Genomic DNA, 13223 nt, shown 5'->3' on the forward strand with positions numbered 1-13223 from the left:
GAATGAGGTCAGTTTGAAAGGCTTTCAGCTTTCCTGTTTTCGGCCCCGATTTCAGTAGTCCAGGTTGAAGTCAGGGCAATATGGCGCAAGAGCTTCGCGGTAGCTGCGGCTCGCCTTCTGAAACTCGCCCGTTGCCATAGGGTGCTCAGGATCCCCTGTCTCGAATCCTTGCGCTTTTTCCGCCACGACGATCAGGTCGTCAACGGTTGGCGTGACGTCTGCGGGAAGCGAAGGCCGAACCTCCGCCAATGCGGCTGTGGCGTCATCGAATGGCGCCTTGCCGATCATGGAGATTTCAAGCTTCGACATGGCCATCATGACGGCCATGCACTGGTCCTCGCTCATGTTGTCGTTGGCAGACGCCACGGTTACGCTGGTGAGAAGGGCCGTGGACATGACTGCCATCATTGCGGTTCGCTGCATCGTCAATCTCCCTTAAAGTACAACAGCATGCGCGGGACCTGGCCTTTTTGGTATCCGAAAGTCAACCCCAGCGTTTGGCACGCGCCGCGCGTTTCATGCATCAATCGCGGTAGTCGGGCCTGGGCTGTCAGCGCACGCCGTCACCGTCGCGATCCCAGTACCAGGCAACATACATTTTCTTGCGGTCGTGCTGCCGGTTCTTCAGGAGCGCGCGGATATCGCGGATGTCGCTCTTTTCGCAGGCGATCCAGACGAAGGTTTCGCTGTCGAGGTCGGCGAGCGCATGGCGGATGGCTTGCGCCAGTCCCTCGGTTCCGGCAGACGAGCGATGCAGCCATGTGAGGTCGAGTTCGGCTGCCCCGCCGATCGCCTGTTCCTCCGCCGCGCTTTCCACTTCGATGATCGCCGTCAGCCCTGTTCCTGCCGGCGCCTCCTCGGCGATACGGGCGATCGCGGGAAGGGCCGCCTCGTCGCCGGCAAGGAAGATGCTTTCGGCCTCGGGAACGCTGCCGCCGCCGGGGCCGAGAAACGCCGCCCGGTCGCCGGGCTTTGCATCGCGAGCGAAATCGGCACCCGGCGTGGCGATGCCCGGGGCAGGGTGCTGGAGGAAATCGACCCAGACTTCGCCGCGTTCGATATCGACGAAGCGAATCGTATAGACCCGGATCAGCAACGCATCCTCGCCTTCCGGCCATTTTATCCGTCCGTCTTCGCCGATCACCGGCCAGACCGGCTCCCGGCCTTTCGGCGGCACCAGAAGGCGGACATGCATGTTGCCGCCGATGAACGGCGTCACATCGGCGCAGGCGAATTTCACCCGCAGCATATGCGGCGTGACGGTCTCAGTGGCGACGACCCGCACTTCATGCAGGTTCGGGGGAACGGCGGGCGGAGGCGGATCGGACCACGCAAGCTCCATCGCGTCGTCACCGGCGAAATAGAACAGATATTCGGCGAGCATGGTGCGCGCCAGTTGCAGCTTCTCGGCGCTCGGCGCGGCAAGGGCGATATTCAGACTTTCCCGGTCAACCGCGAGAACCGCCTCGCCTGTTTCAGTCCTCACCGTCAAGCGCTCGCCGGAGCGGGTGATATCGAAATGCTCGCCGAGATGCTCTTCCAGGGTATCGAGCATAGCCACCGGGTCTTTTGGCCGGGCGATGCCGGCAAGGCGGAACGACATGTTTCTTCCCTTCATTCGCTCTTGGATGGCATTGCATCGCTGTAGTGGCGGCCCATCGGCAGCATCATCGGCCGCGCGGAAACCGGGTCGATAATGATCCTGCTTTCGAGGCTGAAGATCGCGCGGATATGGTCCTCGGTCAGCACCGCTTCCGGCGCGCCGGCCACATGCAGCCGTCCGGCCTTCATCGCCACCAGATGATCAGCATAGCGGGCCGCAAGGTTCAGGTCGTGCAGCACCATGACGATGGTGGTGCCGTTCTTTCGGTTGAGGTCGGTCAGAAGATCCAGCACCTCGACCTGATGGCTGATGTCGAGGAAGGTGGTCGGTTCATCGAGAAGCAGAATATCGGTCTGCTGGGCCAGCACCATGGCGATCCAGACCCGCTGGCGCTGGCCGCCGGAAAGCTCGTCGATGGCGCGGTCGGCAAGGTCCGCCGTCCCGGTCGTGTCGAGCGCAAGGGCAACCGCCTGGTCATCTCGCGCGCTCCACCGCGAGAACATGGTCTGGTGCGGGTGACGTCCCCGGCTGACGAGATCCGAAACCGTAATCCCCTCCGGCGCCAGCGGCGACTGGGGGAGCAGGCCCAGCGAGCGCGCCAGCAATTTCGTCGGTGTGCGGTGGATCGCCTTGCCGTCGAGCAATACCTCTCCGCGCTTCGGCGTCAGAAGCCGCGACAGCGTCTTGAGCAGGGTCGACTTGCCGCAGGCATTGGCTCCGACAATCGCCGTGATCCGGTTTTCCGGCACGATGAAGCTGAGGTCTTCGAGAACGGTCTTGTCGCCATAGCCCGTTGTGATCCTGTTTGCGCTGAGAACATGCCGGGTCATGGTGCCGTTTCCGATCTGTTGGCGCGAATGATGAGATAGATGAGATAGGGTGCCCCAAGAGCCCCGGTGACGATGCCGACCGGGTAGCGCGCGGGCAGAAGGAACTGCCCGGTATAATCTGAAAACAGAACAAGGCCGGCGCCGATCAGGGCGGCCGGAACCAGCAGCGAACCGCCCGTGCGGATGATCCGGGCAGCGATCGGTCCGGAGAGAAACGCCACGAAGGCGATGGGCCCGGTCACCGCGGTCGCGATCGCGATCAGTCCGACGGCCGCGATCGTCACCACGAGACGGGTTCGGGCAACGCCGACGCCAAGTGCCGCGGCCGTCTCGTCGCCCAGCCGGAGCGCTTCGAGATCCCGCGTCCTGCTGACAAGCAGCCCGCCGCAGACAACAAGGCTGAGGACAAGCGGAACCGCCTGATCCAGCCGGGCGCCGTTGAGGCTACCCGTCAGCCAGCGCAGCGCCTCCTGAAGGTTCCACATCGGCGCCAGCGACAGCACATAGGCGATCATGCTTTCCAGCATCGCGGAAACGCCGATGCCGACGAGGATCAGCCGCGTGCCGGCAACCCCGTTCTTTGCGGCGAGGCCATAGACGAGAAACGCAACGCCAAGACCGGCGGCAACGGCAAAGACCGAGACCGCAGGCCCGTTCAGCTTCAGCACCACGATGGCGAACACCGCCGCGGCGCTGGCCCCGGAACTGATGCCGATAATGTCCGGGCTTGCCAGCGGGTTGCGCAGCATGGTCTGGAAGGCGACGCCGCCAAGGCCAAAGCTCGCGCCGGCCAGCACCGCCAGCAAGGCGCGCGGCAGGCGCAATTGCCCGACCGTAAAGGATAGTCCCGGCACATCCTCGCCCGCCAGCACCCGAAGCACCGCGCCGGGCGGAGCGAAGGATTTGCCGAGCATCAGCGTCAGCGCGAACAGCGCTGCGATCAGGGCGACAAACAGCGCCATGCCGAGCCGCCGCCGGTTGCTGCGTCGGGTTCTGGTGGCCGTGACGCGCTGAAGGGTCGAAGAAGGGCTCGTCATAGTTCACGCACCTGTTGACGCCTGACGATCCAGATGAAGACCGGCCCGCCGACCAGCGCGGTGATGATGCCGACATCAACCTCGCCGGGGCGGGCGGCGATGCGGCCGACGATATCGCTCGCCAGAAGCAGGATGCCGCCGCCGAGGGCTGAAAACGGCAGGAGCCAGCGGTGATCGACGCCGACGATCAGGCGGCAGGCATGCGGAACCACGAGGCCGACAAATCCGATCGGCCCGCACACCGCAGTCGTCGCCCCGCACAGGAGAACCGCCGAAACCGCGGCAACGACGCGGCCGAGCGCAACGTTTTCCCCGAGGCCTGCGGCCAGTTCGTCGCCCAGCGCCATGGCGTTGAGCTTGCGCGCGGAGATGAAGGCGAGCGCGAGACCGACGACAAGAAACGGCAGAACTGGAAGGATGCGCGAAAATGTGGCCCCGCCGACGCCGCCGATCTGCCAGGAGCGGATGCCGCCGGCGATGTCGCCTCTCGGCAGCACGATCGCCATGACCAGCGAAGCAAACGCGATCGAGGTTGCCGCTCCCGCCAGCGTCAGCTTCAGCGGCGTCGCCCCGCCGCGTCCGAGCGAGCCGACCAGATAGACGAAGACGGCGGTGGCGCCCGCGCCGAATATAGCGGTCCAGATATAGGCGTTGGAGGAGCTGATATTGAACCAGGCCACGCCGATGACCACCGCCAGCGCCGCCCCCGTGTTGACGCCGAAAATGCCGGGGTCGGCCAATGGATTGCGGGTGATGCCCTGCATCAGCGCGCCGGAAAGCCCGAGCGCTGCCCCTGCCAGCACGGCAAGCGCCGTGCGCGGAATGCGCATCGCCACCACGGCTTCGCCGATTGTTTCATCGTGCCCGGCAATGGCGGCGGCGATGTCGGAAAAAGACACGCCGCGCGTGCCGATCGCCAGCGAGGCCGCCGCCAGAACGACGACAGCGAGAACGGCCACGGCCAGCCAGAACGCTCTTCCGCCGACACCAATGCCGGAGGCTATCGTAACCTGCCGCCTCATTCTGGCTTTGCGGTTGACTTTCTGGCCGCTGCGGCAAGCTTTGCCACATAGTCATCAAGCACATACGAGATCGAAAGCGGGGTCGGGTTGGCCGCCGTGCCGAGGGGATTGCGGCCGAGCATGACGACGGCGCCGTTTTCGACAGCCGGCATGTGCCGGAAAACCGGGTTCTGCCGCATGGCCTCGAGAAGCGTATCGTCGCCATAGGTAACGACGATATCGACGTCGTCGAAGGCATCGATGCGCTCGACGCTGATCGACCCGGCGAAGCTACCATCCTTCGAGGCCGCGATCACGCTTTCGGGGGCTTCCAGCCCGAGATCGCCGAAGAACTGCACCCGGGTATCGTGCGTCGTGTAGAAATTCACGACGCTGAGGTCGGTGGCGTCGAGATGGGTGATGAACATCGCCTTCTTGCCTTGAAGTTCCGGGTATTCGGCAACCTCGGCGGCAATCTCGGCCTCGATCCGCGCGATCAGCGCCGCGCCTTCCTCGGACATGCCAAGCCCTGCGCTGTTGAGTCGGATCATGTCGCGCCAGTTCGTCGCCCAGGGCGCATCCGGATAGGCGACGACCGGCGCGATCTGGCTCAGCGTGTCATATTCGCTGCGGGTCAGGCCGGAATAGGCGGCGAGGATGACGTCGGGCCTGACGGCGGCCACAGCCTCGAAATCGATGCCATCGCCCTCGTCGAACAGCACCGGCGTGTCGGCCCCGAGTTCATCGAGCCTGTCAGTGACCCAAGGCAATACTCCGTCGCCGTCATCATCGCCGAAATTGGCCGCCGCAAACCCCACCGGCACAACGCCGAGCGCCAGCGGCACCTCGTGATTGGCCCAGGCAACGGTTGCGACCCGCTCCGGCTTCTCGATGATCACGGTCTCGCCGAAGGCATGGGGGACGATAATCGGTTCGGCAAGGGGCTCACCCGCGCGCACGACGGTCGAAGCGAACAGCGCGATAGCGGCAATGAGCAGGGAAAAACCAGGCAAGCGCGACATGGCGATCTCTCCGGGTGGCTAAAGTTGACCCTAATTGTCATGTTCAATAAGGGGGGTCAAGCCGACCGCGAGGGCGTTCTGCCGCAGCCAGTGAAGTTGCAGGGGAATCCTACAAAACCGTGGAAACATACAATACTAGACTAAATTAATCAGGTTAATCGCAACCTGAACCTGATGATTGCGCCGGAAAGGCCGCTTCGCAACCGCGAGCCGGCGCTCTGCCGCAATGAACCTAAAGTCCGCGGGACGCGATTTCTGGAAGCTGACAATGAATCACGCAACAAGCAAACATGATGGACGGCACGGAATGATCAGGCGGAGGGTGGCTATCCTTCTTGGCTGCACGGCGCTGGCCGCAAGCCCGATACCCCTCCACGCTCAGGATCAGGGCGAAGCGACTACCGTTCTGGAGCCTGTCACGGTCAACACCAGCGGCATGGGCAGCAGCGATGCCACCTCCATCGTTGCGTTCGAAAGCTCCGGCGGCGGCAAGCTGGCGACGGACTTCCTCGACACCGCAGCTTCGGTCTCCGTGATCACGTCCAAGGAAATCCAGCAGCGCGACGCCCAGACGGTGGAACAGGTGCTCGATTACACCGCCGGCGTGACCACCGATTTCTACGGCTCCGACGACCGCTTCGATTTCTACAAGATTCGCGGCTTCGACGCCTATACCTATCGCGACGGTCTTTCGCTCGGCTCGCCCTTCGGTGGCGTGCGCGAGGAGCCGTTTGCTTTCGAGCGGGTGGAGGTGCTCAAGGGCGCCGATTCGACGATCTTCGGCGTCTCCGATCCCGGCGGCACGGTGAATTTTGTGTCGAAGACGCCGCGGAGCGAGCGGTTCGGCGAGGCCTATATCACCGGCGGCTCCTACGACCACGCCGAGGTGGGCTTCGATTTCGGCGACAACATCACCGAGGATAACACGCTCTCCTATCGGCTGACCGGCAAGTTCCAGAACGCCGACGCGGAATATGACTATTCCAATGACGACGAGAGCTTCATCATGGGCGGCCTGACGTGGCGCATCGACGATGCCACGACGATGACGCTGATCTACGACTATCTCGATACCGATGGCACGCCGGGCGGCGGCGGTCATCCGATCGGGTCGGATTTCGACCGCAGCTTCTACCTCGGCGAGCCGGACTACAATTACAACGACGTGACCCGCAACACCGTTACCTGGATGTTCGACCATGATTTCGGTTCTGGGCTGACCTTCAGTTCGCGGGCGCGCTATGCGAGCTCAAAGACCGGGTTCGGTTATGCCTATGTCTACGAGCCGGTCGACAATGGCGACACGATCGCCGACCGCTATTACTTCGGCAGCGCCCGCGACTACGACGATTTCGTCATCGACGCGCATTTCCAGTACGATACGTTCTTCGCCAATGTCGAAAGCCGCACGGTTGCGGGCCTGCAGTACCAGACCTTCTCAGGCACCAATGACAGCTATTACGATGTAGCGCCGGGCATTGACTGGACCAACCCGGTCTATTCCGGCGGCCCCGACTACAGCGGCCCCTATGCCAGCACGAAGAACGACCAGAACACGGCCTCGGTCTACCTGCAGCAGGAACTGACCTTCTCCGAAAAGCTGATCGCCTCGGTCGGCCTGCGCAATGACTGGCTGGATCTGGAACAGCGCAACCGGCTCACCGGCATCACGACCGAGGGCGACTACAGCGAGTTTACCGGCCGCGCGGGACTGACCTACCGGATCACCGACGAAGTCTCGACTTATGCAAGCTATGCCCAGTCGGTGGCGCCGCCGACGCTCGGAATCGAGCCGGAGCGCGGCGAGCAGTATGAGGTCGGCGTCAAATACGCCCCGCTGGCCTTCCCGGCGCTGTTCAGCGCCTCGGTCTATGATCTGACGAAAACCAACATCACCGTCACCAATCCGGCGACCAGCATGCAGGAGTCGATCGGCGAGGCGCGGGTGCGCGGCATCGACCTGGAAGCGAAGGCCGAACTGCCGCACAATTTCAGCCTCACGGCGGCCTATTCCTACATGATGTCGGACATCGTCGAAAACGGCACGAGCGGCAATGTCGGCAACCAGCTCGGCTTCGTTCCCAACAATGTCGCCTCCCTGTGGGTGGATTATACGCTGGAAGGCGAAGGCCGGCGCGGCGACATGACCTTCGGTCTCGGCGCGCGCTACCAGAGCTCCTATTATTTCGGCGAGGACAACAAGGTCAAATCCGACCCCAACATCACCTTCGACGCCGCCTTCAGCTATGATGTCGCGGAATACACGACGCTGCAGGTCAACGCCACCAACCTCTTCAACGAGAAACATGTCGCCTATGGCGGCTACGGCGCCGATTGGTACAATCAGGGTCGCGCGGTCTATGTGACGCTGCGCCAGTCCTGGTGAGAAAAGGAACGCGCGATTTCGCGCGGGTCAGCGCGCACTTGGGAGCGCCGTCTTGCGCCAGGCTGCCGGCGTTTCTCCGGTGACCTGGCGAAACACGCGGGTGAGGTGCGCCTGATCGGAAAAGCCGAGCTCGGCGGCGGCATCGGCAACGCTGATGTCGCTTCCGACGAGCAGATCCTTCGCGCGTTCGACGCGTCTGGCAAGCTGCCATTGCAGCGGCGTCTTGCCCGTGGTCTGCCGGAAGACTTCCGAAAACCAGCTTTCCGAAAGTCCGACGGTCTCGGCCATCTCCGCAACCGTCATGCGCGCGTGGGGCGATGCTTCGAAGCGTGACAGCAGCCGGTTCATCTGCGCTTTGGTGATCCGGCCGCCGGAAGCGGGCTTTCCGGCATCGGCGGGAATGTCCAGCAGTGCGGTCGCGAGGCTGCCGACAAGGCTTTCGGCATAGAGCGGATGGCGGGCGGGATTTGCCACCTCGTCGACGATCATGCCCGCCAGCGTGCCCATCGGACCGATATCATGGGTTTCGGCCGGACGGCGCAAGACGGCGCGGGCTGCGGAGGCGCCGATTGATGGCGCGATGAAGCGCAGCATCCTGTCCTCATGCAGATGAAGATCGAGATGGGAAAAGCGATGCCGGGCGGTGAACTGCGTCCACATCGGAACGCCCGCCGGTACGTAGATCGCCTGCGTCAGCGGCCTTTCATGCCCGGAAAACGCGCCATTACGGTTCGAAACGCGAATGCAGTCCGAGACATCGTTGAAGAAGATGACGATCCGCGGATCCGGCGAAAGATAATAGGCGTTCGCGTCCCGATCGCCCTCGGCCTCCCAATAGACGCCGACAAGACCGTCAAGCCCGCGCCACTGGACCGGCGCGACCGGGCGAATGCCTTTCGTATGGCTCAACATCGAATGCCGATAGGTCAAGACAGGTTACCGTTTTCAACGTGTTGGCCCATGCGCTGCCGCCGATGGAACATGACGATACCGTAAACCGCTTCAGCGCTTCGGTCAGGTTCAAACATGACTATAAATATCATATTTTCTGCAAGCGCAAGCATCGGTTCCGGCTGCTTCCGGTTGTCATCCCTCGCCTGCGGTGACGCGATTCGGCGAACAAGGCTTTTCAGCAAGAACCGCGGCCACCGTCAGACGCGGCGAGACAGTTCAGATGCCGCTCGTCAATTCGGAGCATCGGCATGTAAGCAGGCGAAAGAAGGGAACTTGACCTCTGTCCAGTAAATCTACACTAAAAATTACTGAGGCACCGGATGGGTCATAGAGAAGGCCGCAAGGCGGCAAGACGGATAGTCTAGCCCTTCACGAACAGTTTGCGCGGCACGTTGGCGAGGCATTCCGGCCCACCTTCCTTGATGACGATGCTCTCGGTGATCTCGAAGCCCCAGTCTTCCATCCACAGACCGGTCATGAAGTGGAAGGTCATGTTTTCCTGGAGCACCGATTTGTCGCCCGGGCGCAGCGACATGGTGCGCTCGCCCCAGTCCGGCGGATAGGAGAGCCCGATCGGGTAGCCGGTGCGATTGTCCTTGGTGATCCCGTATTTCTTCAAGACGCCGAAGAAGGCATTGGCGACATCTTCACAAAGATTGCCGGCGCGCGCCATTTCGAGGCCGGCCTCCATGCCCTCGAGCACGGCTTTTTCGGCGTTGAGGAAGGTCTCTGTCGGCTTGCCGAGGAAGACCGTGCGCGACAGCGGACAGTGATAGCGGCGATACACGCCGGCGATCTCGAAGAAGGTGCCTTCGCCCAGTCGCAGCGGCTCGTCGCTCCAGGTCAGGTGCGGCGCGGATGCATCGATACCCGATGGCAGGAGCGGCACGATCGCCGGATAGTCGCCGCCGAACCCGAGATCATCGTCGAACCTCAGCGAGGCGTCGTAGATATCGGCCACCAGATCGCATTTGCGAATCCCGGGCTCGACCTTCTCGAAGATCCGCTGGTGCATGCGCTCGACGATGCGGGCCGCACGCTGCATGTAGAGTAGTTCCTGATCCGACTTCACCGCGCGCTGCCAGTTCACCAGGCTGTTGGCGTTGACGAAGGCGGCATTGGGCAGGTGCTGCCGCAGCGAGGCATGGGCCTGCGCGGTGTACCAGTAATTGTCCATCTCGACGCCGATGCGCTTCCTGTCCCAGCCACGCTCGGCGAGCCGAGCGGCGAGAAAATCCATCGGATGGCGAACATCCGACTGCACATAGTGGTCCGGATAGCCGATCATGTCGTCTTTCGACATGAAACAGGTGCGCCTGGCGCCGTTGCGATCCTGATCGCGGCCGAACCAGACGGGATCGCCATCGGGACCGACGATGACGCACTGATGCACGTAGAATGACCAGCCGTCATAGCCTGTCAGCCAGGCCATGTTGGATGGATCAGAGACGATCAGGACCTCCACCTCGCGGTCTTCCATGGCCTTGCGCGTCTTCTCGATGCGCTTGGCAAACTCGCTGCGTGAAAAGGCCAGTTGCGGTGCGGACATGTCTTTTGCTTTCTATGCCGTGTGGCGGCCGGTCATGCCTCGGAGTCGAACGCGACGCCGAGACCCAATTGAGCCGCCTTCTTGAGGGCGAGCGTTGCGATCGCCGTGTCCTGCACCCCGGTTCCGGTCAGGTCGGCAATCGTGAGGTCGGACAGCGAACGCCGCGCCATGGCGGTGCCCGTGATGATCTCTCCGAGTTCCGCGAACCGCTTGTCAGCGGGCACGACGCCCGCCGCAATCGCCGAACGCAGTTCGCCGAGTTCCGCGGTCTGCGCCTGTCGGTCGGGCACATAGGCATCGGCCCTCAACAGACATGCCGGCTCGATCTCGTTCTTGGAATGCTGGTCGGAACCCATGGCGGTGACGTGCTGGCCGGGCTTCAGCCAACCCGCTTTCAGGACGGGTTCGCTCGCGGGCGTCGTGGTGATCACGACATCCGCCGCGCCGACGGCGGCTTGCGGATCGGCCACCGTCACAGCCTCGATGCCGTTCTCACGGGCGATACGCTCGGCCAGCGCCTCGGCCTTGGCAATATCGCGGGCACAGATCAGCGCCTTTTTCACCGGACGGACGAGCAGCAGCGCCTTCAATTGAAGCCGCGCCTGCATGCCCGCGCCGAAAATGCAGACCGTCGCGGAATCCTCGCGCGAGCAGTGCTTTGCCGCCACCGCGCCGGCGGCCGCGGTGCGCACGTCGGTCAGATAGCCGTTGTCGAGGAGCAGCGCTTCGAGAACCCCGGTCCTGGCCGAGAAAACCATCATCAGCCCGGACGTGCTCGGCAGCCCGATCTTCGGATTGTCGAAGAAGCCGGGCGAGACCTTTATGGCAAAACTGTCGAGGCCGGGCACATAGGCCGTCTTCACGTCGACTTCGCCATTCGCTTCCTTGATCGCGAGGCTCAGGATTGGCGGCATGACCACCTTTCCCCCGGCGAGGGCCGCAAATGCGTTCTCGACGCAATCGACGGCCTCGCCATCGAGCGGCACGGCTTTCATCAGATCGGACTGGGTGAGGATCTTGATTTTCGGCATCTCAGGCAAGCACTTTCATGAGGTCGACATCCTCGCCGCCGATGACCCGGAAATGCTGCTCCATGTCCACATTGCCGCCGGACAGGATGAGCGCGACCGGCCCTCTCGGCCTGAAGGTTTGAGCGAGGATCGCGGCAATCCCCACCGCCCCGGCCCCTTCGACGATCTGCCGCTCCTGCCAGTAGGCGTGGCGCATGCCGGCGGCGATCTGGGCTTCGTTGAGCAGCCAGGTTTCATCGACGAGACCGCGGGTCATGGCGAAGGTGTAGCGGTTCGATAGTCCGATCCCGCCGCCGAGGGAATCGGCAAGCGTCGGCAGTTCCTCGACCTCGATCGGCGCGCCCGCCTTCAGGCTTGCAATCATCGCGGCGCCGCGCTCCATGGTGATGCCGACGATGCGGATATCCTTGTTCCGCGCCTTGCAGGCGGCGGCCACCCCGGCAATCAGCCCGCCGCCGGAAAGCGGCACGACGACGGTCTCGACATCGGGGATCTGTTCGACGATTTCGAGGCCCAGCGTTCCCTGCCCGGCGATCACCGCGGGATGGTCGAAAGGCGGGATCATCGTCATGCCTTCGGCGACCAGCCTGTCGACTTCGGCCTGGGCTTCGTCCTGAGACCTGCCGACGATGCGGACGTCCGCGCCAAGCGCGCGGATGCCGTCGACCTTCACCTGCGGCACCAGTCGCGACATGCAGATCACGCAGCGCACGCCCGAAGCCTTGGCTGCATACGCCAGAGCGCGGCCGTGATTGCCGGTGGACACGCCGACAACGCCTGCCGCCCGCTCCTCGTCCGACAGAAGGGATACAGCATTGGCCGCTCCGCGGAGCTTGAAGCTGCCGGTATGCTGCAGATGTTCGAGCTTGAAATGCACCGGCACGCCGGAAATCGCCGAAAGCGTTTCGGAGACATTGACCGGCGTCTGACGGATGGTCGCAGCAATGCGTTCGCGCGCCGCCTCGATTTCTCCGATACCGATGAAATCCGATTGGGTCATGCCGCAAATCCTGCGTTCACGCCGTCAAGCTGAAGCGTGAACAGTCTTCCGTATTCGGTAGGACGCCAGTCCCTGAATCCGCCGCGGCGCAGCATTTCCCAGGCGCTCGCCTGGTTGGATGTCACCACCGGCTTTCCGGTTCGCTCCTCGATCTCTGAAATCGCGCCGACCGCGGGCATGGCTGTGCACGAAAGGAATATCGCCTCGCTATCGGGACCGTCGGCCGCCATTGCCGCCTCGACGATCGTCTGCTTCGAAAGCCTCGCCATGTCGCGATCATCAGCCAGCCCCAGGCAGTGATGGCTTACGACATCGAAGCCCTGTGAAGCGAAATATCCGGCAACGGCCTCGCTTGCTTCCGGCAGATAGGGCGTGACGATGGCAATACGGTACACGCCAAGCGCCTTGAAAGCGAGCGTCGAGGCGCCGGTGGGCAGCACCACCGGGATGCCAGGCCGCACGGCATGGATGGATCGCTCGACCGTCTCGACCCCGATCGTGGCCGATGCCGACGTGCAGGAATAGCAGATGCCGACAAGCGGGACGCCCGGCGTGATAAGGGCCGCGGCATCGGTGAGAAGCGGCGCCATCTTGCGCAGGTTTTCCGGCGTCGTCGGATTGGCGTAATGCACGCGGGTGGTATGCGCGATCGCCTCGGGCGGAAAGATCCGCACGAAGTCCGGCTCCGTCGTCATGTCGGTCGCGAGAGCGATGAGACCGAAACGCACAGTTGCGCCAGGGCTCTCATAGCCGATCTGTTGTGGCGACATCGAAACTTGTGGCTCTGCCATCACGCTCTCCGGGAAACGC

12 protein-coding genes are annotated in these 13223 nt (G+C 63.2%); 1 reads left to right on the forward strand and 11 read right to left on the reverse strand.

Features of this window, described 5'->3' with window-relative positions:
- Positions 1–51 precede the first annotated feature (51 nt).
- The 6 genes from V6765_RS21710 to V6765_RS21735 form a co-directional block, all read right to left on the reverse strand.
- Positions 52–423, reverse strand: a complete 372-nt coding sequence (locus V6765_RS21710) for a hypothetical protein (protein ID WP_448432695.1) — start codon at positions 421–423, stop codon at positions 52–54.
- Between the two features lie 127 nt (positions 424–550).
- A complete protein-coding gene (locus V6765_RS21715) occupies positions 551–1603 on the reverse strand; it encodes a DUF2218 domain-containing protein (protein WP_448432696.1) in 1053 nt (350 codons plus the stop codon).
- Between the two features lie 11 nt (positions 1604–1614).
- Complete coding sequence (locus V6765_RS21720; RefSeq protein WP_448432697.1) at positions 1615–2433, reverse strand: ABC transporter ATP-binding protein; 819 nt, start codon at positions 2431–2433, stop codon at positions 1615–1617.
- Complete coding sequence (locus V6765_RS21725; RefSeq protein ID WP_448432698.1) at positions 2430–3470, reverse strand: FecCD family ABC transporter permease; 1041 nt, start codon at positions 3468–3470, stop codon at positions 2430–2432. Before V6765_RS21725 ends, V6765_RS21720 begins: the two co-directional genes overlap by 4 nt.
- Entirely contained in the window at positions 3467–4492 is a 1026-nt protein-coding gene (locus tag V6765_RS21730; protein WP_448432699.1) for a FecCD family ABC transporter permease, read from the reverse strand. The genes V6765_RS21725 and V6765_RS21730 overlap by 4 nt, the downstream gene beginning before the upstream one ends.
- Positions 4489–5493 (reverse strand): iron-siderophore ABC transporter substrate-binding protein, encoded by a 1005-nt coding sequence (locus V6765_RS21735; protein WP_448432700.1) that lies wholly within the window; start codon positions 5491–5493, stop codon positions 4489–4491. Before V6765_RS21735 ends, V6765_RS21730 begins: the two co-directional genes overlap by 4 nt.
- Positions 5494–5761: 268 nt before the next feature.
- Here V6765_RS21735 and V6765_RS21740 point away from each other — a divergent pair, with 268 nt between their 5' ends.
- Entirely contained in the window at positions 5762–7879 is a 2118-nt protein-coding gene (locus V6765_RS21740; RefSeq protein ID WP_448432701.1) for a TonB-dependent siderophore receptor, read from the forward strand.
- A 27-nt stretch (positions 7880–7906) separates the two neighbouring features.
- Here V6765_RS21740 and V6765_RS21745 read toward each other — a convergent pair whose 3' ends face one another.
- The 5 genes from V6765_RS21745 to V6765_RS21765 form a co-directional block, all read right to left on the reverse strand.
- Positions 7907–8809: a helix-turn-helix domain-containing protein gene (locus tag V6765_RS21745; RefSeq protein WP_448432702.1), complete on the reverse strand. Its 903-nt coding sequence runs from the start codon at positions 8807–8809 to the stop codon at positions 7907–7909.
- A 385-nt stretch (positions 8810–9194) separates the two neighbouring features.
- Positions 9195–10382: an ectoine hydrolase DoeA gene (doeA, locus tag V6765_RS21750; RefSeq protein WP_448432703.1), complete on the reverse strand. Its 1188-nt coding sequence runs from the start codon at positions 10380–10382 to the stop codon at positions 9195–9197.
- Between the two features lie 32 nt (positions 10383–10414).
- Positions 10415–11413, reverse strand: coding sequence for an ectoine utilization protein EutC (gene eutC, locus V6765_RS21755; RefSeq protein ID WP_448432704.1), 999 nt, complete (start codon positions 11411–11413; stop codon positions 10415–10417).
- A 1-nt stretch (position 11414) separates the two neighbouring features.
- Positions 11415–12413 (reverse strand): hydroxyectoine utilization dehydratase EutB, encoded by a 999-nt coding sequence (gene eutB, locus V6765_RS21760; RefSeq protein ID WP_448432705.1) that lies wholly within the window; start codon positions 12411–12413, stop codon positions 11415–11417.
- On the reverse strand, positions 12410–13204 hold the full coding sequence (locus tag V6765_RS21765; protein WP_448432706.1) for an aspartate racemase/maleate isomerase family protein: 795 nt from the start codon (positions 13202–13204) through the stop codon (positions 12410–12412). The genes eutB and V6765_RS21765 overlap by 4 nt, the downstream gene beginning before the upstream one ends.
- Positions 13205–13223 lie beyond the last annotated feature (19 nt).

The organism is Martelella sp. FOR1707 (assembly GCF_053484265.1).